23 protein-coding genes are annotated in these 26,370 nt (G+C 68.5%); 17 read left to right on the plus strand and 6 right to left on the minus strand.

The genetic code is table 11. The features are described 5' to 3' along the window. Positions 1 to 413: 413 nt before the first annotated feature. Complete coding sequence (locus tag ACIP5Y_RS34580) at positions 414 to 1,307, plus strand: LysR family transcriptional regulator (RefSeq protein ID WP_397005384.1); 894 nt, start codon at positions 414 to 416, stop codon at positions 1,305 to 1,307. A gap of 139 nt (positions 1,308 to 1,446) precedes the next feature. On the opposite strand, the gene ACIP5Y_RS34585 is transcribed toward ACIP5Y_RS34580, so the two are convergent. Continuing rightward, the gene (locus tag ACIP5Y_RS34585) at positions 1,447 to 2,841 is read right to left on the minus strand and encodes an amidase (protein ID WP_400356943.1); all 1,395 of its coding nucleotides are present in this window, start codon (positions 2,839 to 2,841) and stop codon (positions 1,447 to 1,449) included. 212 nt (positions 2,842 to 3,053) lie between these two features. On the opposite strand from ACIP5Y_RS34585, the gene ACIP5Y_RS34590 reads away from it, so the two are divergent. The 3 genes from ACIP5Y_RS34590 to ACIP5Y_RS34600 are packed head-to-tail and all read left to right on the plus strand — an operon-like array spanning position 3,054 to position 8,663. After that, on the plus strand, positions 3,054 to 5,663 hold the full coding sequence (locus ACIP5Y_RS34590) for a serine/threonine-protein kinase (RefSeq protein ID WP_400356597.1): 2,610 nt from the start codon (positions 3,054 to 3,056) through the stop codon (positions 5,661 to 5,663). Further along, positions 5,656 to 7,923 (plus strand): protein kinase, encoded by a 2,268-nt coding sequence (locus tag ACIP5Y_RS34595; protein ID WP_400356598.1) that lies wholly within the window; start codon positions 5,656 to 5,658, stop codon positions 7,921 to 7,923. Before ACIP5Y_RS34590 ends, ACIP5Y_RS34595 begins: the two co-directional genes overlap by 8 nt. A 53-nt stretch (positions 7,924 to 7,976) precedes the next feature. Continuing rightward, positions 7,977 to 8,663 carry a nucleoside/nucleotide kinase family protein gene (locus ACIP5Y_RS34600; RefSeq protein WP_400356599.1) on the plus strand — a complete coding sequence of 229 codons (687 nt, stop codon included), beginning with the start codon at positions 7,977 to 7,979 and terminating at the stop codon, positions 8,661 to 8,663. On the opposite strand, the gene ACIP5Y_RS34605 is transcribed toward ACIP5Y_RS34600, so the two are convergent. The 3 genes from ACIP5Y_RS34605 to ACIP5Y_RS34615 are packed head-to-tail and all read right to left on the minus strand — an operon-like array spanning position 8,648 to position 12,035. After that, the gene (locus ACIP5Y_RS34605) at positions 8,648 to 9,547 is read right to left on the minus strand and encodes a PfkB family carbohydrate kinase (RefSeq protein WP_400356600.1); all 900 of its coding nucleotides are present in this window, start codon (positions 9,545 to 9,547) and stop codon (positions 8,648 to 8,650) included. The genes ACIP5Y_RS34600 and ACIP5Y_RS34605 overlap by 16 nt on opposite strands. 29 nt (positions 9,548 to 9,576) lie before the next feature. Beyond that, entirely contained in the window at positions 9,577 to 10,410 is an 834-nt protein-coding gene (locus tag ACIP5Y_RS34610; RefSeq protein ID WP_400356601.1) for an SDR family oxidoreductase, read from the minus strand. Continuing rightward, positions 10,410 to 12,035 (minus strand): aldehyde dehydrogenase family protein, encoded by a 1,626-nt coding sequence (locus ACIP5Y_RS34615; RefSeq protein WP_400356602.1) that lies wholly within the window; start codon positions 12,033 to 12,035, stop codon positions 10,410 to 10,412. The genes ACIP5Y_RS34610 and ACIP5Y_RS34615 overlap by 1 nt, the downstream gene beginning before the upstream one ends. Before the next feature lie 155 nt (positions 12,036 to 12,190). Between ACIP5Y_RS34615 and ACIP5Y_RS34620 the strand changes: the two genes are divergently transcribed. Further along, the gene (locus ACIP5Y_RS34620; protein WP_400356603.1) at positions 12,191 to 13,459 is read left to right on the plus strand and encodes a PucR family transcriptional regulator; all 1,269 of its coding nucleotides are present in this window, start codon (positions 12,191 to 12,193) and stop codon (positions 13,457 to 13,459) included. Between the two features lie 15 nt (positions 13,460 to 13,474). Here the strand turns inward: ACIP5Y_RS34620 and ACIP5Y_RS34625 are convergent, their stop codons facing one another. Next, entirely contained in the window at positions 13,475 to 13,744 is a 270-nt protein-coding gene (locus ACIP5Y_RS34625; RefSeq protein WP_400356604.1) for a DUF2277 family protein, read from the minus strand. 173 nt (positions 13,745 to 13,917) lie between these two features. On the opposite strand from ACIP5Y_RS34625, the gene ACIP5Y_RS34630 reads away from it, so the two are divergent. Then, entirely contained in the window at positions 13,918 to 14,760 is an 843-nt protein-coding gene (locus ACIP5Y_RS34630; RefSeq protein WP_400356605.1) for a DUF1266 domain-containing protein, read from the plus strand. A gap of 105 nt (positions 14,761 to 14,865) precedes the next feature. On the opposite strand, the gene ACIP5Y_RS34635 is transcribed toward ACIP5Y_RS34630, so the two are convergent. Beyond that, a complete protein-coding gene (locus tag ACIP5Y_RS34635; RefSeq protein WP_400356606.1) occupies positions 14,866 to 15,729 on the minus strand; it encodes a hypothetical protein in 864 nt (287 codons plus the stop codon). A gap of 381 nt (positions 15,730 to 16,110) precedes the next feature. Here ACIP5Y_RS34635 and ftsH point away from each other — a divergent pair, with 381 nt between their 5' ends. The 11 genes from ftsH to ACIP5Y_RS34690 all read left to right on the plus strand — a co-directional run bounded on the left by ftsH (position 16,111) and on the right by ACIP5Y_RS34690 (position 26,254). Then, positions 16,111 to 18,504 carry an ATP-dependent zinc metalloprotease FtsH gene (gene ftsH, locus ACIP5Y_RS34640; protein ID WP_400356607.1) on the plus strand — a complete coding sequence of 798 codons (2,394 nt, stop codon included), beginning with the start codon at positions 16,111 to 16,113 and terminating at the stop codon, positions 18,502 to 18,504. Between the two features lie 162 nt (positions 18,505 to 18,666). Further along, a complete protein-coding gene (folE, locus tag ACIP5Y_RS34645; protein WP_400356608.1) occupies positions 18,667 to 19,287 on the plus strand; it encodes a GTP cyclohydrolase I FolE in 621 nt (206 codons plus the stop codon). An 11-nt stretch (positions 19,288 to 19,298) separates the two neighbouring features. Continuing rightward, on the plus strand, positions 19,299 to 20,225 hold the full coding sequence (gene folP, locus ACIP5Y_RS34650; protein ID WP_400356944.1) for a dihydropteroate synthase: 927 nt from the start codon (positions 19,299 to 19,301) through the stop codon (positions 20,223 to 20,225). Positions 20,226 to 20,230: 5 nt separating this feature from the next. Further along, positions 20,231 to 20,605, plus strand: a complete 375-nt coding sequence (gene folB, locus ACIP5Y_RS34655; protein ID WP_400356945.1) for a dihydroneopterin aldolase — start codon at positions 20,231 to 20,233, stop codon at positions 20,603 to 20,605. After that, positions 20,606 to 21,142 (plus strand): 2-amino-4-hydroxy-6-hydroxymethyldihydropteridine diphosphokinase, encoded by a 537-nt coding sequence (folK, locus tag ACIP5Y_RS34660; RefSeq protein ID WP_397005354.1) that lies wholly within the window; start codon positions 20,606 to 20,608, stop codon positions 21,140 to 21,142. Continuing rightward, positions 21,139 to 21,609, plus strand: a complete 471-nt coding sequence (locus ACIP5Y_RS34665; RefSeq protein ID WP_400356609.1) for a DUF3180 domain-containing protein — start codon at positions 21,139 to 21,141, stop codon at positions 21,607 to 21,609. The genes folK and ACIP5Y_RS34665 overlap by 4 nt, the downstream gene beginning before the upstream one ends. Positions 21,610 to 21,678: 69 nt before the next feature. Beyond that, a complete protein-coding gene (locus ACIP5Y_RS34670) occupies positions 21,679 to 22,884 on the plus strand; it encodes a DUF6779 domain-containing protein (protein ID WP_400356610.1) in 1,206 nt (401 codons plus the stop codon). 249 nt (positions 22,885 to 23,133) lie between these two features. Next, the gene (locus tag ACIP5Y_RS34675) at positions 23,134 to 24,063 is read left to right on the plus strand and encodes a Rossmann-like and DUF2520 domain-containing protein (RefSeq protein ID WP_400356611.1); all 930 of its coding nucleotides are present in this window, start codon (positions 23,134 to 23,136) and stop codon (positions 24,061 to 24,063) included. After that, positions 24,063 to 24,989, plus strand: coding sequence for a pantoate--beta-alanine ligase (gene panC / locus ACIP5Y_RS34680; protein ID WP_400356612.1), 927 nt, complete (start codon positions 24,063 to 24,065; stop codon positions 24,987 to 24,989). The genes ACIP5Y_RS34675 and panC overlap by 1 nt, the downstream gene beginning before the upstream one ends. Before the next feature lie 13 nt (positions 24,990 to 25,002). Then, positions 25,003 to 25,425 (plus strand): aspartate 1-decarboxylase, encoded by a 423-nt coding sequence (panD, locus tag ACIP5Y_RS34685; protein ID WP_400356613.1) that lies wholly within the window; start codon positions 25,003 to 25,005, stop codon positions 25,423 to 25,425. A gap of 34 nt (positions 25,426 to 25,459) precedes the next feature. Continuing rightward, entirely contained in the window at positions 25,460 to 26,254 is a 795-nt protein-coding gene (locus ACIP5Y_RS34690; RefSeq protein ID WP_400356614.1) for a type III pantothenate kinase, read from the plus strand. Positions 26,255 to 26,370: the final 116 nt, after the last annotated feature.

Raw genomic sequence — 26,370 nt, forward strand, 5'->3', positions numbered from 1 at the left:
CCCCGAGGGCGGGGTTCGGGGCGAAGCCGCTGAGGGGTCCCGCGAGTCAGGCAAGCCGTCTTTCCCGAGTGGGGGAGGCGGCTTTTCCGGCTCTCTGTGATGAATTTCACTCATCCCTCTGTTCAGGTGTCAGGGCCTGGGAGGGGGTGGGTTGCTGGGTGTTCGGTGCGGGGAAGGTGTTGCGGGGGAGGGGGTTCGGGGTGGTGGGGGTTACTGCTGGTCGCATGTCCGTATCAATTGCCGGGTGGCGCGGCCGGGGTGGAAGCGGGAAATTCGCGGATCCGGTTAACGGAAAGTTTCGGGGCCGTCCTATGCTGTCTTTAACAAACCTGACGGCTGTTTTCCGACTTCGTTGCAAACTTTCGGGTCGGATACGGCTGGTAAATCAAGACCGATTCTGATAGCAAGGGGCTATGGACCCGCATTTGCGCGACCTGCGGTATTTCGTCGCCGTCGCTGAGGAACTTCACTTCACCAATGCCGCCCAGCGGCTGCACATCGCACAACCCACCCTGTCACGACAGATCCGTCAGCTGGAACGCCAGCTCGACGTCGTGCTGTTCGACCGCAATCAGCGCAGCGTGGCCCTGACCGTCGCCGGCAAGGAACTCCTCGAAGGCGCCCGGAAGATCCTGGAACTGTGGGAGGTGACCAACGTCGCCCTCCAGGAGGCGGGCGAGGTGCTGCGCGTCGGCATCCAGTCCTCCATCGGGCGCGGCCTCATCACCGACCTGGAGAGCGCCAGCGGGCACCGGCTCGCCCTGCACTCCGCGTCCTGGACCGACCCGTCCAGCGGCCTCGCCGGCCGCCAGGCGGACCTGGCCCTCATGTGGCTGCCCGTCCCCGACACCAGCCGCTACCGGTGGCAGGTACTACGCACCGAGCCACGCTGGATCCTGCTGCCCGAGAACCACGCCCTCGCCAACCACGAGAGCATCGACTTCGCCGACCTGGCCGATGAACCGTTCATCGCCATGCCCGCCGAAGCCGGTGCGGCCCGCGACTTCTGGCTGGGCGCCGACGCCCGCGGCGGCCGTCAGGCCCGCATCGGAGCCGAAGCGGCCACCGCCGAGGAACGCCTCGAGGCCGTCAGCCTGGGGCTCGGCGTCTGCCTGCTCGCCGAGAACAATGTCCCCATGTACCGCTGGCCCGGCCTCACCGCCCGCCCGCTGACCGGCCTCGCCCCGTGCGAACTCGCCGTCGCCTGGCGCGCCGACGACGACCGGCCCACCATCCTCGAGTTCGCCGCCCGCGTCCTCGACGGCGGCTTCGCCGACACCAAGGAACCGGTCGCCGCCGCACAGTAACCACAGGGCGGCGGCACGGGTCGGAGGGTGCCGCCACCCACCGCGAACGCACCCGCCGGGTGCCGCACGGTCCAACGACAGCAGCCCCGCATCACGAGTGATGCGGGGCTGCTTCGTATTTCGCCGCACTGCGGCGCCGCTACTCGGGTATCGGGGCGGTGCGCTGCCAGGGGCGGGCCGTCTCGAGCTGCGCCGCCAAGCGGAGCAGGGTGGATTCGCTGCCGGGCGGGCCCGCCAGCTGCGCGGCGACCGGGGTGCCGGTGCGGGGGTGGATGCCCATGGGGACGGAGAGAGCGGGCCAGCCGATCAGGTTCCAGAGCGGCGTGAAGGGGGAGAAGCGGGCATTCGCCGTGACATTCGCCAGCCACGGGCGACGGTACCAATGGCGGGCGCGCAGGGCCGGGGCGGCCAGCGTGGGCGTGATGACCACGTCGTAGCGGTCGAAGTAGTCGAGCAGCCTGGCCTCGACCCGATCCACCTGGGCGGGGCGCAGCAAGCCGGTCTTCAGGACCCACTGGCCGAGGGCGATATGGGTGCGGGTGCGGCGTTGCAGTCGATCCGGATGCGCGACGGCCGCGGACTCGCGCGCCGCATTGCCGAGCCAGCGCAGCGACAGCGCGAATGTCGCGCCCTGGTAAGGCAGTTCGGCCAGACCCACCGTGTGCCCCGCAGTCACGGCGGCGGCCGCGGCCTTGTCGGCGGCCGCGGTCCAGGCCAGGTCCACCCGGGTGCCGGGCAGCGGCGGGCGGGTGGCCAGGCCGATGCGCAGCTGCTTCGGCGACTCCAGTTCGGCCAGCGCCGGACGGTCGGCGAGCACCGACAGCATGAGTGCCGCATCCGCGACAGTCGTTGCGAGCACACCGTTTTCGGTCATGCCGCCCCACGAGTCGATGCCCACCTCCGCGGGCACCAGGCCGCGGCCGGGCTTCAGGCCGACCACGCCGCAGCAGGCCGCCGGAATGCGCACCGACCCCAATCCGTCGTTGCCGTGCGCGATCGGCACCATGCCCGCCCCCACCGCGGCGCCGGAACCACCCGACGACCCGCCGGCGCTGTACCGCGGATTCCAGGGACTGCGGGTGATGCCCGCGGGCGAATCGGTGGCCCCCCACAACCCGAATTCCGGAACCGTGGTCAGGCCGACGACGATCGCGCCGGCCGACCGTAGTCGGCGCACCACCGGATGATCGGCGGTAGCGGCCTCGTCGGATCCGGCGAGCGAACCGCCGCGGGTCACCTCACCCGTCACATCGATATTGTTCTTCACCACCACCGGCACCCCGGCCAGCGGCAGCATGTCCAGGTCGGGCCGATCGGCCATGGCCCGCGCCTCGGCGAGCGCGGCCTCCTCGCGAACCACCGTGAACGCGTTCACCTTCCGGTCGCGGGCGCGGATCCGGTCGAGGGCCGCGGCGACGGCTTGTTCCGGGGTGAGCAGCCCGCTCTGTACCGCTGCCGCGGTCCCGGCGGCGGTGCCGAGGTCCGGGCGGGTCCCGGCCGTGTCGTCGGTGTCCGCCGCCGCCTCCGCCGCCATGTCGTCGGTCAGCGTGCTGCCCTCGTCGTACATGCTGGTCTGTCCCCCGTCGCCTCGTGTCGAAATCGGGTGATCCGGTCGTGAGCCGCAAGTTATCATTCCGGCAATTGGTCGGGGATGATGGTGTCGGGTGTGGCGGATTTTCTCCGTCGCATCCCCGGATCGAGAGTGCGGATTCCACGGTATCCGTGCCGAGCCAGATGGGTGCGGACATGGCTTCTGGTTCCGACCACCGCTCCGGGCCTTACTCGGCCGGAACGGAATTCAGCGCGGTCACGGCCTTCACGGCAGCGTGGGACGCGGGTGGCTCGCCGCCGCGTATCGCCGATTTCCTGCCCGACGCCACCACGCTGCGGCTGACCGCGCTGATCGAACTGATCCGCGTGGACATGCGGCATCGCTGGCTGCGCCGCCCCGGCCTGCCGCCGGGCCGTAGCGGTGTCCCGCCAGGCCGCTCGCAGCCGAAACGGCTCGGCGACTACTGCACGGAGTTTCCCGAACTCGCACCCCATGAGCTGCCCGCTGGGCTGGTGTACGAGGAATTCGTCATCCGCCGGCACAGCGGCGTACGCGTCGACCCGCGCGACTGCCTGCGCGAATACCCGCAGCAGGCCGCCGAGCTGCGGGAACTGCTGAACGCCGACGACGAGGACCAGAGCACCCGCCGCAGCCACTTCGACGAATCCACCCGCAGCAGCAGCACCGTCTCCGACGAAACACTCGGCCGCCGCGCCGTCACGCCGCCCGACACCGGTGCCGGGTCACGGTTCGACGAGACCCGCCGGCACACCGCCGGCGACAGCTCCGCCACCCGCGCCGGCGAAACCACCCACGTGCCCACGCCCGGCGAGCTCACCGTGCACGCCGATGCCCTCCAGCAGACCGGTCTCGCCGCGGCCGCCACCACCGGCAAGGCCGCCGACGAGGTCGGCGATCTGCTCGACAGCATCGAGATCGGCCAGCGCATAGACGATTTCGACCTGCTCACCAGCCTCGGCAGCGGCGCCTTCGCACGCGTGTTCCTGGCCCGGCAACGATCGCTGCAACGCCTGGTCGCGGTGAAGATCTCCGCCGACCACGGCACCGAACCGCAGACCCTCGCCCAGCTGGATCACGATTACATCGTGCGCGTCTTCGACCAGCGGCTGATGTCCGGCGGGCACACCGATACCGGGCGCCGGCTGCGACTGCTGTACATGCAGTTCCTGCCCGGCGGCACCCTGCTGGGCGTGCTGCGCTGGGTGCGCGCCACCCCGCCCACGGAACGCAGCGGGCAACTACTGCTCGACGCCGTGGACGCCGCCATGGAGGAGAAGGGCGAGATCCGGCCCACCGATTCCAGCGTGCGCGCCGAACTCGCCGGACTGTCCTGGCCGGAAACCGTTGCGTGGCTGGGTCGCCGGCTCGCCGAAGCCCTCGACTACGCGGACGGGCACGGGGTGCTGCACCGCGACGTGAAACCCGCGAACATCCTGCTCACCGCGGAGGCGGCGCCCAAACTCGCCGACTTCAACATCAGCTTCAGCCGCACCCTGGACAGTGCGAGCCCCGTCTCCTACTTCGGCGGATCCCTGTCCTACATGTCGCCGGAACAGCTGGAGGCCTGCCATCCCGGGGTCGCGCGCACCGCCGCCGACCTGGACACCCGCGCCGACATCTTCTCCCTCGGCGTGGTGCTGTGGGAACTGCTCACCGGCGCAAAACCTTTCGACGACAGCACCGCGGGACCCGGCGATCACGGCGACCGCACCACCCTGGAAGCCATGCTGGCACGGCGACGCGGCGGCGTGGAAGCCGCCGCCCTGGACCGGATGCCGCCCGATTGCCCGGCCGCGCTGCGCCGCGTCCTGCTCACCTGCCTGGCGCCCGACCGCGCGGACCGCTGGGCGGACGGCGCCGCACTCGCCAAACAATTCGAGCTGTGCCTGGACGCCCGCGCCCGCGACCTGGTCGACCCGCCACCGCACAGTTGGCGGCGGCGGTTGCGGCCGTGGATGATTCCGCTGGTCGGCCTGGCCATCGCGGTACCGAACGTACTGGCCTCGCTGTACAACATCGCGCACAACCGGGCGTTCATCATCAGCCATCTGTCCGACGGCGCCATGCACACCTTCGCGCTCACCACGGCCACCGTGAACCTGGTGTTCTTCCCGCTCGGGGCGATCGCCATCACCTATCTGTGCCGGTATGTGCTGGTGGTGCCGCGCGGCCTGCGCCGGGGCCGCGACTACGACCCGGGCATGCTACGCCGCGCCCGCGCCGACGTACTCCTTGCCGGAGAACGGATTTCGTTCGTAGTGTTCTCGCTGTGGGTGCTGGCGGGCATCGGCTTCCCGCTGGTGCTGCGGCTGACCGCCAAGGACCTGCCGACCAGCGGCGTCGTGCATTTCCTGGTGTCGCTGGTGGTGTGCGGGGCGATCGCGGTCGCCTACCCGTTCTTCCTGGTCACCTTCTATCTGGTGCGCTGCATCTATCCGATGTTCCTGCGGCACGGCGATATCAGCGCCGAGGACGCGGTCTGGCTGCATCGGCTCGGCCGCCGCTGCAACAACTATCTGGCGGTGGCCGCGGCGGTACCGCTGCTGGCGGTGGCGGGCGTGACCTTCCTGCCGCCCGAGGACATTCCGCGGGTGATCGTCGCGGTGCGCGTGCTCAGCGTCGGCGGCATTCTCGCGTTCGTGGCCGTGTACGTGATGTTCCGGGCCCTGGAATCCGATCTGGCCGCCCTGGAACGCGTGGTGTCGCCGGGCCGCCCGGTGCGCGATGACACAGAATCACCGACTGTGCACGAGGACACGGGACCGGTGCCGGATCGTGAGTGAACTGCCGGAGGAGGCCGTCGCCCGGTTCACGGCCGACTGGGAATCCACGCTGCGCGGCGACCGCACCGAACCGCCGCGCCTGGACCGCTACGTCCCCGACGGCCGCGAGGCCCGGCTCACCGTCCTCGCCGACCTGGTGCGCATCGACCTGCACCGCCGCTGGCGGCGCGCCGGCCTGGAGAAACGCATCACCGAATACCTCGAGGAATTCCCGGAGGTCACGCACAGCCCGCAATTCGCCGACCTGGTGTGCGAGGAATACCTGGCGCGCAGCCGCTACCGGCCCGTCGACGTGGACGACTTCACCGCCGAATACCCGGCGATCGCCGCCGAGATCCGCCGCCGCCTCACCGGCGACGCACCCGTGCCCGCACCACCCACCCTGCCCGACGGTATCGAAATCGGGCGTCGCCTCGACGATTTCGACCTCCTCACCGATCTCGGCGGCGGCGACCACAGCCGCATGTTCCTGGCCCGCCAGCTCTCCATGCAACGCCTGGTCGCGGTCCGCGTCGAAGCCGGCGCCGACAGCGACACCGACACCGTCGCCCAGCTCGACCACCCGCACATCGTCCGCGTCTTCGACCAGCGCCTCATCGCCGACGGCAGCACCGGAAAACCGTTGCGGCTGCTGTACATGCAGTACCTCCCGGGCGGCGCGGTCCAGGAACTGCTGGCAGCGTTCGACGACGCCGGCGACCCGCGACCGCGGAGCGGCGAACTGCTGTTGCGCGCGGTGGACGCGGCCATGGAAGCGCGCGGCGAGATCCGGCCGTCCGGCTCCTCGGTGCGCGCCGAGATCGCGGCCCTGAGCTGGCCGGAAACAGTGGCCTGGGTCGGGCGGCGGCTGGCCGGGGCACTGGATCACGCGGCGCGGCAAGGGGTCCTGCATCACGACATCCGGCCCGGGAATGTGCTGTTCACGGCCGAGGGCGTGCCGAAGCTGGCGGACTTCATGCTGGGACCCGTATATTGGGCCGCCGGGAACCTGAACGGGCACGGCGCGGTCGCCGGCGATCCCGCCGCACTGCGATACCGCTCACCGGAAGTGCTTGCGGCACTGCTGAACCCGAACTCTTCGCTGCCGGATGAGCGCAGCGACATCTACTCGCTCGGCCTGCTGCTGTGGGAAATGCTCACCGGCACACTGCCGTTCGACGACCTCCCCGCCGGGACCGGCCACCCGCAGGATTCCGCCGTCGCTGCCGACGGTCGGCAGCCCGGGCCGGAAGACACCGAACCCGAGCGTTCGGTGGTGGCGGAAATGCTGGCGCAGCGGCAAGCGGGAGTGTCCCCGAAGGCCCTGGAACAGCTGCCCGCCGATACGCCCGCGGCCCTGCGCCGGGTCCTGCTCGAATGCCTGAGCCCCGATCCCGACCTCCGCTGGCAGCACGGCGCCGACCTGGCGGGTCAGCTGGACCTGTGCCTCGACCCGCGGGCCCGGGATCTGGTGGATCCGCCGCCGGGCCGCTGGCAGGCGCGGCTGCGCGGCTGGCCGGTGCCGATCGCGGCCATGTGTGTCGGGCTGCCGAATGCGCTGGCCAGCCTCTACAACATCCGCATCAATCAGAGCCTGATCGTGGACGAGCTGTCGGTGGCGGATCAGCATCGGTTCGCGACGGTCGCACTGGTCAACAATGTCGTCGCCTTCCCGTTGGTGGCGGTGCTGTTGCTGTGGCTGGCGCGGCGACCGCTCACCGTCTCGTACCGGCTGGGACGCGGCCACGCCTACAGTCCCGCGGAACTCGCGCGGGCGCGCGCGGACACCCTGCTCATGGGGGAGCGTGCGGTCTGGTTGCCGTTCGCGGCGTGGGTGATCGCGGGCGTGGCGTGGCCGCTGACGCTACAGGCCATGGGAGCGGACCTGCCGCACAACGCTTTCCTGCATTTCTTCACCGCACAGCTGGTGTGCGCGGCGATCGCGCTCGCGTATCCGTTCTTCCTGATCATGGTGTACGCGGTGCGGTCGCTGTATCCGCAATTACTGGCGCGCGGTTCGGTCGGCCCCGCGGATCGGCGGCAACTGGCGGCGCTGGCGCGGCGCAGTAATTTCTATCTGGCCGCGGCCGCCCTGGTGCCACTGCTGGGCGTGGCGAGTGCGACCTTGGTCGATCAGCACGACCTCGGCCTCGTGATCGTGCCGCTGCGGTTCCTGAGTGTCGGCGGCATTCTCGCGTTCGTCCTCACCTATCGATTGTTCCGGCTGCTGGAAGCGGATCTGGACGCGCTCATGCGGGCGATACCGCAGGGCGCCAGGTAACCGTTAGGGCGCGCCCGCAACGAATTCCGGTGCAAGTCCGTAGGGTTGATGCGGTGGCGACCCGCGGCAGTGTCGAAACCTCCCTGGCGGAGCTGGCGGCGCGTGTCCGCCGACGTGCGAACGGACAGCACGGCCGGTTCGTCCTGGGCATCGCCGGCCCGCCCGGTGCGGGCAAATCCACGCTCGCCCGCGGCATCCGCGACGAACTGAACCTGGCCGCCGGCCGCCGCCTCGCCGAGATCGCCCCGATGGACGGATTCCACCTCGCCGGCGAACGCCTGCGCGCCGACGGGAATCTCGAACGCAAAGGCGAGCCCGACACTTTCGACGTCCTCGGCTACGTGGACGCCCTACGCGAAGTCCGCTACACGCCACCCGGGCAACCGGTGCCGTGGCCCACCTATTCGCGGGAGCTACACGAACCCGTCCCGGCCGGAGTGGTGTTCGAGGAACAGACCATCGTCGTCACCGAAGGCAACTACCTGCTACTCGACGATCCGGGCCATCCGGGCTGGTCCGCCGTCCGGCCCCTGCTCGACGAAACCTGGTACCTCGACGTCCCCGAGCCCGTCATCGAACAACGCCTGATCCGCCGTCACATCCGCGGTGGCCGCACCCCCGCGGCCGCGAAAATCAAAGTCGCGCACAGTGATATGCGCAATGCCCGGCTGGTCGAAGCCACCCGGCCGTACGCCGACCTGATCATCAAGAAAGCCGGGCGCGGTTACCGCATCGACTGATCACGCCGCTCCCGGAAGTGCCGCATCCATTCGCGGGTACCGACGAACCCGCAGGACAGCGTCGCCACCTCCGCCGCCTGCGTGAGCGCGGTCGCGAAATCCGCACCGCCGCCGTGGAAATGACAGAACGCGCCGTGCAGAATATCGCCCGCGCCCAGCGTGTCCACCGCCCGGCCGGTATGTACCGCGATCTTCCCGCGTCCCGACGGCGCCGAATAAGCGATGGGGTGATCACCCCGGCTGATCGCGGCCCGATCCGGTCCCGCCGCATGCAGGAAATCGAAAACCGCATCGAGCGAATCGGACCGCACACCAGGCGGTTCGAAAGCCGACGAGCAAATGGCGATATCCACGAGCGGCAGCAATTCGGCATGGATGGGCCGCCAGCGTCCCGCATCCAGTACCACCGGAATACCCGCCGCCCGGGCAGCCGCGGCGATACGCAGTGCCGGTTCACCGTAGTGCCCGTCAACGAGAACCATTGCCGCACTGCCCAACTGACCGGTCGCATCCTCCAGTACCGGCCGGATACGCGAACCGTCCAGCGACACAATGGTTCGCGTCGCCGCCTCCGTCGCCACGATGATGGACGACACCGGCGGCTGCCGATCCGCCCCGGGCGTCAGATCCACCGCCTCGACCCCGCACCGGTGCAGATCCTCGCGAATCAGCTCGGCCAGTGCGTGTTTGCCCAGCGCCGTCACCAGCCGGGGCCTACGCCCGGACAGGAACGCGTACGTCACCGCCGCATTGGCGGCCGGGCCACCCGCACCCAGGAACAGGTCATCTGCCTGGGTCTTGCTGTCCTCCGCCGGATAGCGGCCGACGGCATAGGACAGGTCGAGCGTCGCCAATCCGACGAATACCGCACTCGCACTGCCCATGCCGCCGACCCTACCCACGGCGGCACCCGCTAGTCGCGCACCCGCGACTCGTACGCCTTGCGCGCGTCGGAGTCCACATCGTCGAGGAACGCGGACTGCGCGCCCAGCGCCCGGCCCAGCGCATCGCTGACCGACTCCGGCAACAGGCCGAACAGCTGCGAGATGACCCCCGCCATCGCGGTGACCCGCACCTTCGACCGCGGCTGCGCGATCAGCTTGACGATGGCGTCCGCGATCTCCTCCGGCTCGGCCGGCTTCAGCAACCGCGTCGGCGAGCTCACGCCCGACCCCAACTCGGTCTTCGTCAGCGTCGGCAGCACCGACGAGAACCGCAGACCCGTCCCGCGATACTCCTCCCGCAGCGTGTCGGTGAAACCGAGCACCGCGTGCTTGGACGCGTTGTAGGTGGCCAGACCCGGAATATGCGTCTCACCCGCGAGCGACGCGATATTGATGACCTGCCCGCGGCCACGCGGCAGCATGCGCGCGATGCCCAGCTTGGAACCCAGGATCACGCCGTACACATTGATGTCGAGAATGCGGCGGGTGATCTGATCCGGCTCGTCCACCAGCCGCCCCGTCGGCATGATCCCGGCATTGTTGATCAGCACATCGATCGGGCCGAGCCGGTGCTCCACGTCGTCGAGGAACCCCGCGAACGACTGCTGATCGGTGACATCCAGCTTGCCGAAGACCGCGAAATCGTGTGCCGCACCGGACTCTTTCACGGTCGCCTCGTCGATATCACCGATGGCGAGCTTGGCGCCCAGCGCCTGCAGCGCCTTCGCGGTGGCCAGGCCGATACCGCGCGCACCACCGGTGATCACCACCACCTTGCCCGCGATCGAGCCGAAATCCGGCATTACAGTCCCCTGACGGTCTTGATGATGGCCGGCACATTGATCCGGCGGATACCCCGCGTGCCCGCCGCCCGCATGGCCGCCATGGCGAAGGTCAGCTTCGGCGGCGAATACGGGAACCACAACGGCTCCTTGGTCTGCGTCGGCAGGATCGGCTTGGTGATCGCCTGCTGCCGGCAGTACTTCCGCACCCCGTTCGGGCCACCCCAGCGCGCACCGGTGCCGGACAGGCCCCAGCCGCCCATGGGCAGCGCGAAACTGAACATGTTCGCGAACACATCGTTGATATTGACCGCGCCCGCATTCAACTGGCGCGCAATGCGTTCCGCGCGATCCTTGTCACCGCTCCACACCGACGCGGACAGGCCGTAGATCGAATCATTTGCCAGTCGAACGGCTTCCGCCTCATCGGCCACCTTCATGACCGGCAGGGTGGGACCGAAGGTCTCCTCGGTCATACAGGACATGGTGTGATCCACATCCGCCAGTACAGTGGGCTCGAAAAGCGTTCCGACACCGGTGCGTTTGCCGCCGGTGGTCACTCGCGCGCCCGCCTTCACGGCCTCGTCCACGTGCCGCTGCACGATATTCGCCTGATTCTCGTTGGCGAGGGCGCCCATGTCGTACTGGGGTTTCCGGCCGTCGACACCCTGCCGGACCTCCTTGACGGCGGCCGTCAGCTTCTTCAGGAACTCGTCGTAGACCGGCGCTTCCACGTACACGCGCTCCACCGAGATACACACCTGCCCCGCATTGAACAGGCCGCCGAAGGCGATACCGTGCGCGGCGCGATCCAGATCGGCATCGGCGAGCACGATGGCCGGATCCTTGCCGCCCAGTTCGAGACTGAACGGGATCATCCGCTCGGTGCACGCCGTGGCGATCCGGCGGCCGGTCGCGGTGGATCCGGTGAACTGGATGTAATCGGCGTTCGCGACCACCGCCGCACCGGTCTCACCCGCACCCGTGACCACCTCGAACACCGGCGGCGCACCGATCTCCCGCCAGCCGCGCGCCAGTTCGAGAGCCGAAAGCGGCGTCACCTCGGACGGTTTCAGAATCACCGCCGCACCCGCGGCCAGCGCCGGAATCACATCGATGACCGGCATGGCCAGCGGGAAGTTCCACGGCGTGATCACACCCACCACCGGATACGGCCGGAAGACGGTGGTCAGCGACTTCACCCGGGCCAGCGGGCTGTGCGGCGAAGGATGTTCGTCCGCAAGGAATTTCGCGGCGCGGCGCGCGTAGTAACCGGTCAGGTCCACCGAGAACGCGGGATCGATGAGCGAATCCACCCGCGCCTTACCGGTTTCCGACTGCAGTACGTCCGCCAGGTGATCGGTGTTGTCCACCAGCCAGTCCTGCAGCTTCAGCAGCCATTCCTTGCGGCCGTCGGGGCCGATGGCCTCCCACTCCGGCTGGTACAGGCGCAGTTCCCGCACCTTCGCCGCCACCGTGTCGGCGGAATCGATCGGCACCGTGCCCGCGAGCGCTCCGGTCGCGGGATTACGCACCTCGATCTCCGTGGGGATCTCGGCGGGCGGCTTCGGGACCGCCTTGGTTCCGGCGGGCTTACGGGTCCCGGTCTTGCGGGGTGACCCCGCGGCAGGTTCGGTATTGGTCACGACGGCCTCTCCCACGTGCGCTGCATTGCGAACGGCGAGCTGTGCTACAGCTCACTGGTCTATGATCGTGACACAATTCGGGAACCACATTCTTGGCATATCGGGTCAATTGTTCCCGCCGGTTTTGTGCTTCGAGTACAAGTTCGGAGGAGTTCGTGGCGACCACCGCAACCACCGCGGAAATCCGGCAGTGGATCGCCGACTTCGTCGCCGAAACCCTGCACACCGAAACCCTCGAACAGGTCGTCACCCGCCTCGACGAGGCGATCATCGCCCGCATCCCGGAACTCCGCGACCGCGACATCCGCCGCGACCTCGCCGCCAGCAGCCGCGCCCACGCCCTCGAAGTCCTCAGCGGCCTCACCCAGGACCGCTTCGACTACCCGGTCCCCGAAGAAGCCCACGCCTTCGCCCGCACCCTCGCCCGCCGCGGCCACGACATCCGGCTCCTCCTGCGCGTCTACCACTTCGGGCAGGAAGCCGTCATCGACTACATGAGCGAGATCCTCGAGGAACGCCAACTCCCGCAGGACATCGAACGCGCCGTCCTGCTCCGCCTCTTCGACCGCACCACCCGCTGGATCAGCCACTCCGTCGAAGCCCTCACCGACACCTACATGGAAGAACGCGAACGCGGACTGCGCGCCGCCCTCGAACAACGCGCCGAACTCGTACGCGGCGTCCTCGACGGCATGGACCCGGACCTCGAAAGTGCTTCGGCCAGGCTCGGATACCGGCTCACGCAACGACACCTCGCCCTCGTCCTGTGGACCGACGAGGACACCACCCCGCTCCGCGCCGACGGCAGCGGCCCCCGGCCCGACGCCTCCGGCGACGCGGCCGGACTCCTCGAACGGGCCGTCTCCCGCTACGCCACCGGCGTGGGCAACGGCAGCGCCTTCACCATGCCCGCCGGCGCCTCCGCCCTGTGGGCCTGGATCGGCGTCGACGGCGAACCACCCGACGCCACCGACACGGCATGGTCGGTCGAGGCACCCGTCCATGTCGCCATCGGCACCCCCGCCGCACACCTCGCCGGCTTCCGCGACAGCCACCGCGAAGCCGTCGCCGCCCGCCAGGTCGCCGAACGCGCCCGGCCGGGCCTCGCCCGCGCGGTGCACTACCCCGACGTCGAAGTCGCCTACCTGACCGGCCTCGACGAAACCGCCATGCGCGCACTCATCGCCCGCGAACTCGGCGCCCTCGCCGCACCCGGCCCGCACTCCGCGCGACTGCGCGAAACCTTGCACGCCTACCTGCGGGCGGGACGCAGCCCCGACGCGGCCGCGAAACTGCTCGGCGTGCACAAGAACACGGTCCGCTACCGCATCCAGCGCATAACGGAACTACTCGGTCACTCCATCGACCACCGCGGACCGCGACTCGACATCGCACTCGACTGCGTGGCCGTCTACGGGGTCTGAACACCCCGCGAAACCTCAGCTCGCGTCTTCGACCACAGCCGTGACACGCGGCCTGCGCGTCGGCGGCTCGGCCTCGGAGGGCAACCGGCGTTCCGGCAACTCCGACAGCAACTGCGTGGTGGCCGCGGCGATCGCCGCCACCGCCTTGTCCACAGCCGCCTTCGTAGTCGTCGTCAAACCGGACACGCCACCGATCTTCCGCACGTATTCCTGTGCGGCGGCGTAGATTTCCTGCTCCGTTGCGGGCGGCTCCAGCCCACGCAGCAGGGTGATGTTCCCACTCATACCCGCACAGGTTAGCGCCCGATTACCTTGTGTGACAGGGCGAGATTCAGACAGTTGCTCGAGTAGGCCGCCGGCACCCGCATGAGCCGGCCGCCGGAGTTTGCTGTGCATGCCGCCACACGGCATCGGCGAATAGTGGGCCACTCCAAGATCGATGGGGAACAATCGATGGCATGCCCGCTCGCGACGTGCCATCGCTGACGACCTTCCCCTACCCGGAGCTCGATCAACGCGAGGAAGACCACTGGTCGGGTGCGCAGGTGAACGACGAGGAATTGCGCGCCCTCGCGCTCGGCGGCTTCTACTCGGCGCGCTGGGACGCCTTCCACGACGCCCTGCTGCTCGGACCGGAACGCCAGCATCCGCTCGGCGACCGCCGGGAACTCGCCATCGACACCCTCACCGGCGCCTGGGGCATCACCGACGGCACCGAAGCCATGGCCTCCATGGAACAACTCCTCGACGGCATGCACTCACCGCTCTACGCGCTGGTGCACCCACTCGTCATGGCCGCCATCAACTCCTCCGAACGCGACCGCTTCGGCGAACGCGCCGACCGGCACCGCGCCTTCCTGCGGCAGGTCGGCTCGTTCCGCGGCATGGAGAATCCCGAAGCCCTGGTCCGCGATTACGACATCTGGTCGCAGGCCATCAAACTCGGCCTCACCGACCACCTGGTCCGCCCGCTGCCCACCGATATCCAGGCCTGGGACCTGGCCCGCGTGGTCGCCGTCGCCCGCATGGCCTACACCGCCGGCTACCTCGACGCCGATATCGCCTGGGACTACCTGCTGCGCGCGTTACCCCCGGCGCAGCGGAAATACCGCAATTGGCGGCAGTTCGGCGACGCCTACCTGGCCGGCTGGACCTACTGGCAGGCCTGCGAGGACCTCGCCGAACTGAAAACCGGTGGCGTGGACCGGCGCATGGAACTGCTGCGCCTGTGGACCCGCCCCACCAGCCCGTGGCGGCGCGTGGAGCTGCAACCCGAGGAACCGGCCGCACCGACCGCCTGACGGCGCCTGCACGCCGCGGAACGCCCGAGAACGGAAAACGGCCCGCCTCACGAAGAGGCGGGCCGTTTCCCGATATCCGTCCGCAGTGATCCGCCGACCGGCTGATCAGTCCGGCAGTGAGCGCAGGATCCCGCGCCCGTAACGCTGGAATTGCGCATCGTCCACCATGCCGAGGGAATGGCGCTCGACCAGCAACTCCCATTCCCCGTACAACTTCGACACACCCGGGTCGGCGGGCCCCGCGGAACCGTCGGCGGTTTCCCGCTGTATTGCGAAATTCAGTGCGCCCGTTACCCTTTCGGTGTCGGCGCGATCGGTTCCGCTGAAATACCAGGTGAGGTTTCCATCGTTCAGCTCGACCCCGAATTCGCCCGGAGCGGCCGCGGACTCGTCCGTGGTACGCGCCCACAACAGCGCCGCGATCGGCAATTCGTGCGCGAATTTCTTCGACGTCCCGGTGGAAATGAAGATCAGGCGATTCGTGGTGATCGCCAGCAGGCCCGGCGCCTTCGGGGCGGGCGGCTGCGCGGTGACGAGCGCCGTCTCCAGCACGTACTCGTCCACGGTGGCGAACCGGTGCAGGGCGGCGACGGCCGCCTTCGCGTCGCGCTTGGGCGACATCCGCCGGACCGCGCGGTCCACATCGGCGCGCGTCGGGCCGGTACGGCCCCAGGACGGCGTCGGCGGTGTGAGATCGGGCGCACCGACCTCCAGGCGCTGGGTGGCCAGAATCTGATTGTTGATCCGCTCGACGATCACCGTCGCCGCGGGCACATCGTGCTCGGCGATCAGCACGGGTAGTGGAGTCCGATCGGCGGGAACACCGGTGAGCACGGGCGTCGGGTAGCGGAGATAGATCTCGATGACGACGGCGTCATCGGCGCGTCGGTTCAAGCGGACCTTCAACAGGTCGCTGACCGGCACGTCGAGCACGCGCTCGCCGTCCGTCCCGGGCCGCAATACCGTCAACCGCCCGTTACCGTGACGCACAATCGCTGTGGGTGTCCGTAGCTCGACTATGTCCATACCCCCTGCGCTCTGTTGTGTCGTCACTCACGATAGGACGACCATGCCATGATTGTGACCACTCGGTCCGACACCAGGGGGTGATCGACCCGACGTGTTGCCGCAGATGGTCGGGGAACCACCCGCGTTCTCCAGCCGTTTACCTGTTGAACTGCACCAGCTGCCGAACTGCGCGATGTAACGACTAGACCGTACGCGGTAACGTGGCATGTCCGCATCCAATCGATGCGAACGGGCCAGCCCGTCACTCGATTGGTAACGACAAAGCATCGCAGGCAAACCGGATACACCCCCCGGAAAGGATTGGCCGCCGGCCGACGCTCTATGAACCGCAAGACTGTGTTCCGCAACCTGGCCATAGTCGCGGGCTTCCTGCTCGTGATCTACCTGGTCAGCTATTTCAGCAACGACACGCGCGGCTGGCATAGCGTCGATACCTCGGTGGCGCTCTCCCAGCTTCAAGACAAAGGCAATGTGTCGTCGGTCCAGATCGACGACAAAGAGCAGCAGCTGCGCATCACGCTGAACAAGGGCAATGACGCCACCGGCGGCGATACGAAGATCATCGCCAAGTACCCCGGCGGCGGCGAAGTGTCCCAGCAGGTGTTCCAGGCCGCGCAAGCCTCCGGCGCCAAGGTCAACACGAGCGTCAAGCAGGACTCCTGGCTGAGCCAGATCCTGCTGTTCATGCTGCCCATGGTGGTCCTGCTGGGCTTGTTCATCTTCGTGATGGCCCGCATGCAGGGCGGTGGCCGCGGCGGCATGATGGGCTTCGGTAAATCGAAGGCCAAACTGCTCTCCAAGGACATGCCCAAGACCACGTTCCAGGATGTGGCGGGCGCCGACGAGGCCATCGAAGAGCTCTACGAGATCAAGGACTTCCTGCAGAACCCGGCCCGCTATCAGGCGCTGGGCGCGAAGATCCCCAAGGGCGTGCTGCTCTACGGCCCGCCCGGTACCGGTAAGACACTGCTGGCGCGCGCGGTCGCGGGCGAGGCGGGCGTGCCGTTCTTCACGATCTCCGGTTCGGACTTCGTGGAGATGTTCGTGGGTGTCGGTGCCTCCCGCGTGCGTGACCTGTTCGATCAGGCCAAGCAGAACAGTCCCTGCATCATCTTCGTGGACGAGATCGACGCGGTCGGCCGTCAGCGTGGCGCCGGCCTCGGCGGCGGCCACGACGAACGTGAGCAGACGCTGAACCAGTTGCTCGTCGAGATGGACGGCTTCGGTGAGCGCACCGGCGTGATCATCATCGCCGCCACCAACCGGCCCGACATCCTGGATCCGGCGCTGCTGCGCCCGGGTCGTTTCGACCGGCAGATCCCGGTGGGCAATCCGGACCTCGCGGGCCGGCGCGCGATCCTGCGCGTGCACTCGCAGGGCAAGCCGATCGCACCCGATGCGGACCTGGACGGGCTGGCCAAGCGCACGGTCGGCATGTCCGGCGCGGATCTGGCCAACGTCATCAACGAGGCCGCCCTGCTCACCGCGCGTGAGCACGGCAACCTGATCACGGGTGCGGCGCTCGAGGAGTCGGTCGACCGCGTCATCGGCGGCCCCCGGCGCAAGTCCCGCATCATCAGCGAGGAAGAGAAGAAGATCACCGCCTACCACGAGGCGGGTCACACTCTCGCCGCGTGGGCGATGCCGGATATCGAGCCCGTCTACAAGGTCACCATCCTGGCCCGCGGCCGCACCGGCGGCCACGCCATGACCGTGCCCGAGGACGACAAGGGCCTGATGACCCGCTCGGAGATGATCGCCCGCCTGGTGATGGCCATGGGCGGCCGCGCGGCCGAGGAACTGGTGTTCCACGAGCCCACGACCGGCGCGTCCTCGGATATCGACCAGGCCACCAAGATCGCTCGCGCGATGGTGACCGAATACGGCATGAGCGCCCGCCTGGGCGCGGTCCGCTACGGCCAGGAACAGGGCGACCCGTTCCTGGGCCGGTCCATGGGCATGACCCCGGACTACTCGCACGAGGTGGCCCGCGAGATCGACGAGGAGGTGCGCAACCTCATCGAGGCCGCGCATACCGAGGCGTGGGCGGTGCTCAACGACTACCGCGACGAGCTCGACTCCCTCGCCACCGCGCTGCTGGAACGCGAGACCCTGCACCGCAAGGATCTCGAGACCGTCCTGGAAACCGTCGAAAAGCGGCCGCGCATCACGGCTTTCAACGATTTCGGTGATCGCATCCCGTCGGATCGCCCGCCGGTGAAGACGCCGCGCGAGCTGGCCGCGGAACGCGGCGAGCCGTGGCCGGACGAGGTCCCCGAGGCCCGCCCGGTACCGCAGCCCGCCAATGGCGGTTACCCGGTCGAGCAGCCCTACGGTGCTCCGCAGCCGTACGGCGCGCCCGGACCCTACGGGTATCCGGCGCCCGCGCCGGCCGGTTATCCGGCGCAGCCGCAGCCCGGTTACCCGCGGCACGGTGGCGGCGGGACGCACGGTTCGCGCCCGGATTACGGCGCTCCGGCGGGCTGGTCGGCTCCGGGCTGGCCGCCGCAGGAGGATCAGCCCGAGCAGCAGCCGCGGCAGTCCTACGGTGGCTGGGCGCCGGCCGGTGGGCAGCGCTATCAGCCGGGTGGGCAGCCCGAGTACGGCCGTCCCGGTTATGCGCCGGGTCAGGGCCCGGCCCGGGACGCGCAACCGGCGGCCGGGAATGACGAGGACGACAACAACGGTTGGGACGGACCGAACGGTCGTCGCTGACGACCGCACGGATACGCTCGAGGAAGTTCGCGGCCCCGGCTCGGGACCCGCTCGATTCGGGATCGTGCCTGCTCCGGCGGGTGTGATCCGGGATGGCGGGCCCGGGCCGCGGGCGTCGCGAGCCGCCGCCCCACCGCGGCGTTTCAACACAGGAGGTGTCGATTGTCGGCCAACAACAGTGTCGTCTCCGGCCCGATCGCGCTCGACACCGGTCGGCCGTTCGATCAGGCGCGCGCGGAGGCTGCCGTGCGCGAGCTTTTGATGGCGGTCGGCGAGAATCCGGATCGTCCGGGCCTGGCGGATACGCCGGCGCGGGTGGCGCGGGCCTACCGGGAGATGTTCTCCGGCCTGTACACCGATCCGGCCGAGGTACTCAACACCACGTTCGACGAGGGTCATCAGGAACTGGTGCTGGTGCGCGACATTCCCATGTACTCGACCTGTGAACACCATCTGGTGGCGTTCCACGGTGTCGCGCATGTCGGCTACATTCCGGGCGTGCACGGCCGGGTGACGGGCCTGTCGAAGCTGGCCCGCCTGGTCGATCTGTATGCCAAGCGCCCGCAGGTGCAGGAGCGGCTCACCTCGCAGATCGCGGATGCGGTGATGGCGAAGCTGGATCCGCGCGGCGCGATCGTGGTCATCGAGGCCGAGCACCTGTGCATGGCGATGCGCGGCATCCGCAAGCCCGGCGCCAGCACCACCACCTCCGCGGTGCGCGGTTTACTGCAGTCCAGTGCGGCCTCCCGCTCCGAGGCCCTCGACCTGATCCTCCGGAAGTGAGCGCACCCACCATGGCCGAGAGCGGTACGCGGGGGGCCGGTTCGGTGCTTCCCCGCGGTGGCCGCTCCACGGTGGTGATGGGTGTGGTGAATGTCACCAGCGATTCTTTTTCCGACGGCGGGCGCTATCTGGACCCGGGGCTGGCGGTGGCGCACGGGCTCGAGTTGTACGAGCTGGGTGCCGACATCATCGATATCGGTGGTGAGTCGACGCGGCCGGGTGCGGTGCGCATCGATCCGGAAACCGAAGCGGCGCGGGTGGTTCCGGTGATCCGTGCGCTGTCCGCGGCGGGCGTGCCGACCAGTGTGGACACCATGCGCGCGCGGGTCGCGGAGGCCGCCGTCGAGGCGGGCGTGACCATGGTCAACGATGTCTCCGGTGGGCGCGCCGACACCGATATGGTGAAAGTCGTTGCGGCCGCCGGGGTTCCGTGGATCCTCATGCATTGGCGGGCGGCGGCGGACTATCGCCACGCGGGCCCGGCCGAGCAGTACGACGATGTGGTCGCCGATGTCTGGTCCGAGCTGCGTGTGCAGGTGGACGCGGCGGTGGCGGGTGGTGTCGACCCCGCCAGGCTGATTCTGGATCCGGGCCTGGGTTTCGCCAAGAATGCCGAGCACAACTGGGATCTGCTGGGCGCCTTGTGTTCCGGTCCCGCCGGTATGCGTGAAGCCGGGTTCCCGGTGCTGATCGGTGCGTCCCGGAAGCGTTTCCTGGGCGCCCTGCTGGCTGACGAACAGGGCCCGCGCCCGCCGGACGGGCGCGAGGTGGCGACCGCCACCATTTCCGCGCTGGCCGCGGAGCACGGTGCGTGGGGTGTGCGCGTGCACGATGTGCGCGCGTCGCTGGATGCGATCGCCACCGCCGATGCCTGTATGCGGGCGGTGACCCGGGTGCGGGAGAAGCAGATTCGTGTGCGGGAGGGAGATTTCCGGTGAGCCCGGTGAGCACCGATCGGATCGAGTTGCGCGGTCTGCGTGTCTTCGGTCATCACGGCGTCTTCGATTTCGAGAAGCAGGACGGCCAGGAGTTCGTGGTGGATGTGACGCTGTGGACGGATTTCTCGGCCGCGGCGAAGTCCGACGACATCGCCGACACGATCCATTACGGCGAGCTGGCGGATCAGGTCGCGGCGATCGTAGCGGGTGAGCCGCGGGATCTGATCGAGACGGTGGTGTCACAGATCGCCGACGAGGTGATGAACGATCCGCGTATCCAGGCTGTGGAAGTGGTGCTGCACAAGCCTTCCGCGCCGATCCCGCATACCTTCGAAGACGTCCGCGTAGTCACGTCCCGTCGTCGCGAATCGGAGGAGTAGGTGACCCGCGTAGTCCTGTCGATCGGTTCCAATCTCGGCGATCGGCTCGCGCATCTGCGCAGTGTGGTGGAGGCGTTGCGCCCGCGTCTGCTGGCGGTGTCGTCGGTGTATTCGACGCCGCCGTGGGGTGGGGTGCCGCAGCAGGATTACCTGAATGCGGTGCTGGTGGCCGAGGATCCGGGGCTGGAGCCCAGTGACTGGCTGAAGCTGGGCCAGCAGTTGGAGCAGGCGGCCGGGCGGGTGCGTGAGGTCCGTTGGGGTGCGCGCACTCTGGATGTGGATGTGGTGTCGGCCACGCGCCGGCGGCCCGCGGGTGAGGTGGTGGTGCGCAGTGCGGATCCGCTGCTGACGCTGCCGCATCCGCAGGCGCACAATCGGGCCTTCGTGCTGATTCCGTGGTTGGAGGTGGATCCGGGCGCGGTGCTGGAGACGGCCGAGGCGGCGCATTCGCTCGGAGAGTGGTTGTCCGCGTTGGATGCCGGCGAGATCGCCGGTGTGCGGCGCACCGAACTCACCCTGGGGTGGACGACGGCATGAAGCCGACGCGGATTCTCGATCTGTGTGCGAATGTGCTGCTGGCGGCGGTCGTGGCCTGGTTGGTGACGAACGCGGCGTATTCGAGTTTTCCGGCGATCTCGGTGTTCTCGGGTGCTTCGCTGCTGCCGGTGGCGCTGCTGGAAGCGGTGCTGGCGTTCATGATTCGGCAGCGGGTGGAGAACCGGGGGATCGGGGAGGGGCCGCGCCAGTTGCATCCGATCACGGTGGCGCGGGCGGTGGCGCTGGCCAAGGCGTCGACGCAGGTGGGGTCGCTGGTGGGTGGTATCTGGCTGGGGTTCCTGGTGTGGTTGCTGGCGCAGCGGTCGGATCTGCGGGCGGCGTCGTCGGATACGCCGGGTGTGGTGGTGGGTCTGGTCGCGGGTGCGGCCTTGGTGGCGGCGGCATTGTGGCTGGAGTATTGCTGTCGGGCACCGATCGATCCGCCCGATGATGCAGCTACCTCTTAGCTAACAGATTCACGATGATCGTTGACAAGGTGGCCGCCCTGGTCGCTAGTTCAAGCTACGCTGGCGGACATGGTTTCACCCGCCCGTAGCAGTACTTCCCGTCGACGGCGGGAGGACGCGGGAAAGTTCTTCACCGGCGTACTGCTCCTCCTCGGTCTGATAGCCAGTGTTTTCCTGGTCTTCAGCGATAACGTGCATATGATTCGCGTGGGTCTGGTCGCGGCGCTCTGGGCGGCCGCGCTGGGAGCCCTCGCCGTGACGCGTTATCGCAGGGAAGCGGCCGTCGACAAGGCGAAAGTCGGTGACCTTCAGAAGGTCTACCAACTGCAGTTGGAGCGCGAGGTTGCTGCCCGCCGCGAATACGAGCTCGCGGTCGAGGCGCGGGTGCGGCAGGAAGTCGGCGCGGACGCCACGGAAATGGCCGCCCTGCGCGCCGAACTGACGGTGTTGCGCGAGAACCTGCAGCGTCTGTTCGACGGTGAATTGCCCTTCGAACGGCCCGCCCTGCGTGCGGATGCGGTCCGGGTGCAGGAACTTCCCGGTCGCGACCCCGCCATCAACCCGCCTGCGGCGAACGATAACTGGGATGACGCCGAGCCGTGGGATCCGTGGTCCTCCGCGGCCGACGACGACCCGCGCAGCCGCATCACCCCGGTCTTCGAACCCGATCACCCCGCGCCCCCGGCCTTCGCCACCCCCTACGACGACCCGGTGACCGCCGAAACTTCGGTGGTCACCGATTCGATGCGCCTCGACTACGAGCGCGCCGAGGCCCTCAAAGCGCAATCCGGCAACGCTCACGGACCGCAGCCGGGCGGTGCCCGCGAGCCGCAGCCCGGCAGTGCCCGCGAGCCGCAGCCCGGCAATGGCCGCGCGGCCGAATCCCGCACGGCGCCGCCCACCCCTGCCGCCTCGGCAGCGGAACCGCTTGCCGCCGAACCGGATTCGCAACCCGTCACCCCGGCCGCAGCGCCCACTCCGGAACCGGCCTCGTCCGTCCGCACCGCCAAACTCACCAACTTGTCCGACCCCCTCAACCCCCTCAATACGGACCCCCTCAACACGGTCCCGTGGTTCGAAACCGACTTGGCCCCGGCCGGCAACACCCCCACCGATCCGACCCCTCGCCTGACCCCGCCGGCCGCCCCGTCGACTCCCATCGGCACCGCCAGCTCCCGCCGGCGCCGCCGCTCCGACGAATCCACCGACGACTCCGCTCCTCGTCTCTCGGTCGCCGAGATCATGGCGAACCTCCGCTCCGAAACGGACCGCTGAAACAGCGAGACGTGACGACTGATTTCGCAAGTGCGGGGGTAACTCGCCGGGAACGGCCGAAATCGGTGTTTCACCTGACCGGCGGTCGCGTGCAAAACGGTCGACGGCTCTCGGTCGTGCGCTGAAGGCGCGGAGAGGCGGGGTGGCATAGCCCACAGAGAATGGCTGTCGCGAATGGGTGGCGATATTCTCGGCGGGTAACGTCCGGTACCCGCATGGCGGGACTGGAACGACTTTCGAGAGGACGAAGTGACCTCGGACAAGGATGTCTGCGGAACCGATCCTGCGCCTGCACGGTTGACGGTGGGAATCGTCTCGGCGGGACGCGTCGGTTCCGCCCTGGGTGTGGCGCTGGAGCGTGCGGGTCATGTGGTGTTCGGCATCTCGGCGATTTCGGATGCGTCGGTGCGGCGTGCCCGGACGCGACTGCCGGAGTCGCGGATCCTGCCGGCCGAGCAGGTCGCGGCGCGCAGCGAACTGCTGATCCTGGCTGTTCCGGATAGCGAATTGGCCGGGCTGGTGGCCGGTTTGGCGGCCGCGAACGCGGTGCGGCCGGGCACCATTGTGGCGCATACGTCGGGTGCGAACGGGGTGGCGGTGCTGGCGCCGCTGACCGCGCTGGGTGCGCTGCCGCTGGCGATTCATCCGGCCATGACGTTCACCGGTCACGATGAGGATGTGGCCCGGCTGGCGAATGCCTGCTTCGGTGTGACGGCCGCGGACGATATCGGCTATGCCATCGCGCAGTCGCTGGTCATCGAGATGGGCGGGGAGCCGGTGCGGGTGGCGGAGGAGAACCGCACCCTCTATCACGCGGCGCTCGCGCATGGCAGCAACCATCTGGTGACCTTGATCGTGGATGCGGTGGAGGCGTTGCGTGCGGCGCTGGCCGGTCCGGGTCTACTCGGTCAGCAGACGATCGACGAGCAGCCGAACGGCCTGGCCGAGCGCATGTTGGCGCCGCTGGCGTCGGCGGCCCTCGACAATGCGCTGCGGCGTGGCCCGGCCGCGCTGACCGGCCCGGTGGCGCGTGGCGATGTGGCCGCGGTGGCCGCGCATCTGGCCGCGTTCGAGGCTCTCGATCCGCGTCTCGCGGCGGGTTATCGCGCGCAGTCGCTGCGGGCCGCGGAGCGCGCGCAGACCAATCCCGACTTGCTCGATCTGCTGGAAGGACGCTGATGGACCCGAAACTGCGTGGCAGTTACAAGCGCGGTGAGCTGACGGTGCTGCACGATCCGGCGATCGTGACGGCGGTGTCGAAGGCGTTGCGGACGGTGGGCCGCAAGGTCGCGCTGGTGCCGACCATGGGTGCGCTGCACGAGGGTCACCTGGAGTTGGTGCGGCAGGCCAAGCGCACGAATCAGGTCGTGATCGTCTCGATCTTCGTGAATCCCTTGCAGTTCGGCGCGAACGAGGATCTCGGCAAGTACCCGCGCACCCTGGACGCGGATGTGGAGCTGCTGCGCGGCGAGGGTGTGGAGCTGGTGTTCGCGCCGAGTGCCGCGCAGATGTACCCGGAGGGCCCGCGCACCACGGTGCATCCGGGCCCGCTGGGTGACGAGCTCGAAGGCGCTTCCCGCCCCGGTCATTTCGCCGGTGTGCTGACGGTGGTGGCGAAGCTGTTCCAGATCTGCCGCCCGCACGAGGCGTTCTTCGGCGAGAAGGATTATCAGCAGCTGACGCTGATCCGGCAGCTGGTGCGGGATCTGAATTTCGATCTGAAGATCGTCCCGGTCGCCACGGTCCGGGAGGCGGACGGTCTGGCCCTGTCCTCCCGGAATCGCTTCCTGGACGCGGAGCAGCGGGAGCTGGCCACCATCTTGTCGGCGGCGCTGGCGGCGGGTCGGCATGCGTCGGGCCTGGGCCCGGAGAAGGTGCTGGAGGCCGCGCATTACGTGCTGAATTCCGCGCCCGCGATCGAACTCGATTATCTGGCCCTGCGCGGTTCGGATCTGAGTGCGGATCCGGTGAGCGGTAATGCCCGCCTGCTGATCGCGGCCCGTTTGGGTGCGACCCGGCTGATCGACAATATGCCCGTCACCATCGGCGTCCCGATCGACGGTCATCCGACCACTCCCGACCGGCCTGCCCGGGCAACTCTGTAGGAAGGCGACGACGATGTTGCGCACCATGATGAAGTCGAAGATCCACCGCGCCACGGTGACTCACGCGGATCTGCATTATGTGGGTTCGGTGACGGTGGATCAGGATCTGCTCGATGCCGCGGATCTGCTCGAGGGTGAGCAGGTCTGCATTGTCGACATCGACAATGGCGCTCGCCTGGAGACGTATGTGATCGCGGGTGAGCGGGGTTCCGGCGTGATCGGAATCAACGGCGCCGCAGCGCATCTCGTGCATCCGGGGGATCTGGTGATCCTGATCGCCTACGGCATGATGGACGAGGCCGAGCTGAAGGAATACCGCCCGCGGGTGGTGTTCGTGGACGAGCGGAACCGTCAGGTGGAGCTGGGTTCGGATCCGGCGCACGCCCCGGAGGGTTCCGGTCTGACCTCGCCGCGTTCGCTGTCTTTCGCACGATGAACCGCCGCGGCGGGAACGGAGAAACAGCGCGGTCATGCTGCTGACCATCGATGTCCGCAATACCAGTATCGAACTGGGCCTGTTCACCGGCAGCGGTGAGCACGCCGAGCTGGCGAAGACCTGGCGGACGCACACCAATCCGCTGCTGACGGCGGATGAATTCGCCTTGCAGGTGCGGGGTTTGATCGGCGCGGATGCGGATCAGGTGATGGGTGTTTCGGCGTTGTCCACGGTGCCGCCGGTGCTGCGGGAACTGCGGGAGATGATGTCCCGATATTGGGGTCATGTTCCGCATGTGCTGGTGGAACCCGGTGTGCGTACGGGTATTCCGCTGCTCGTGGACAATCCGAAGGAGGTCGGCGCGGATCGGATCGTGAATTGTCTTGCGGCGTATCACCGTTTCCGGTCGCCGGCGATCGTGGTGGATTTCGGTAGTGCCATCTGTGTGGATTTGGTTTCCGCCAAGGGGGAATTCCTGGGCGGCAGCATCGCACCGGGTGTGGAGATTTCCACGGAGGCGCTGGTTGCGCGTACGGCGCTGCGGCGTGCGGAGTTGGCCCGGCCGCGTTCGGTCGTGGGTAAGAACTCGGCGGAATGCATGCAGTCGGGTGCGGTGTTCGGTTTCGCGGGCCTGGTGGATGGGTTGATCGACCGTATTCGGGACGAATTCGACGCGTTCTCCGGCGACGATGTGGCGATCGTGGGTACGGGTCCGACGGCGGCGCTGATCGTGCCGGAGTCGGAGACGCTGGAGCATCACGAGCCGCATCTGACCCTGGAGGGTCTGCGGTTGGTCTACGAGCGCAACCAGCAACGCCGGACCAAATAGTTTGTTTGTGACGCAGTCCTCCCGGGGGGCTCTATTGCTTCCCGGGGATGCGCTGTTAGACTCCCGAACGTGTATTTCCGCGTGACCACCCAGGAGTGTTGTCGAGGCTGACCCGC

The sequence above is a fragment of the Nocardia sp. NPDC088792 genome, assembly GCF_044750615.1.
Lineage (GTDB): Bacteria > Actinomycetota > Actinomycetes > Mycobacteriales > Mycobacteriaceae > Nocardia.

Excerpts from the sequence above, each read along its gene's own strand:
- ACIP5Y_RS34610 (WP_400356601.1), bottom strand. The coding sequence starts at position 10,410 with ATGCCGGATTTCGGCTCGATCGCGGGCAAGGTGGTGGTGATCACCGGT.
- folP (WP_400356944.1), top strand. The coding sequence starts at position 19,299 with ATGGCCGAGAGCGGTACGCGGGGGGCCGGTTCGGTGCTTCCCCGCGGT.
- ACIP5Y_RS34630 (WP_400356605.1), top strand. The coding sequence starts at position 13,918 with ATGCCCGCTCGCGACGTGCCATCGCTGACGACCTTCCCCTACCCGGAG.
- ACIP5Y_RS34605 (WP_400356600.1), bottom strand. The coding sequence starts at position 9,547 with ATGGGCAGTGCGAGTGCGGTATTCGTCGGATTGGCGACGCTCGACCTG.
- panD (WP_400356613.1), top strand. The coding sequence starts at position 25,003 with ATGTTGCGCACCATGATGAAGTCGAAGATCCACCGCGCCACGGTGACT.
- ACIP5Y_RS34580 (WP_397005384.1), top strand. The coding sequence starts at position 414 with ATGGACCCGCATTTGCGCGACCTGCGGTATTTCGTCGCCGTCGCTGAG.
- ACIP5Y_RS34590 (WP_400356597.1), top strand. The coding sequence starts at position 3,054 with ATGGCTTCTGGTTCCGACCACCGCTCCGGGCCTTACTCGGCCGGAACG.
- ACIP5Y_RS34625 (WP_400356604.1), bottom strand. The coding sequence starts at position 13,744 with ATGAGTGGGAACATCACCCTGCTGCGTGGGCTGGAGCCGCCCGCAACG.
- ACIP5Y_RS34690 (WP_400356614.1), top strand. The coding sequence starts at position 25,460 with ATGCTGCTGACCATCGATGTCCGCAATACCAGTATCGAACTGGGCCTG.
- ACIP5Y_RS34665 (WP_400356609.1), top strand. The coding sequence starts at position 21,139 with ATGAAGCCGACGCGGATTCTCGATCTGTGTGCGAATGTGCTGCTGGCG.
- ftsH (WP_400356607.1), top strand. The coding sequence starts at position 16,111 with ATGAACCGCAAGACTGTGTTCCGCAACCTGGCCATAGTCGCGGGCTTC.
- ACIP5Y_RS34670 (WP_400356610.1), top strand. The coding sequence starts at position 21,679 with ATGGTTTCACCCGCCCGTAGCAGTACTTCCCGTCGACGGCGGGAGGAC.
- ACIP5Y_RS34585 (WP_400356943.1), bottom strand. The coding sequence starts at position 2,841 with ATGGCGGCGGAGGCGGCGGCGGACACCGACGACACGGCCGGGACCCGC.
- panC (WP_400356612.1), top strand. The coding sequence starts at position 24,063 with ATGGACCCGAAACTGCGTGGCAGTTACAAGCGCGGTGAGCTGACGGTG.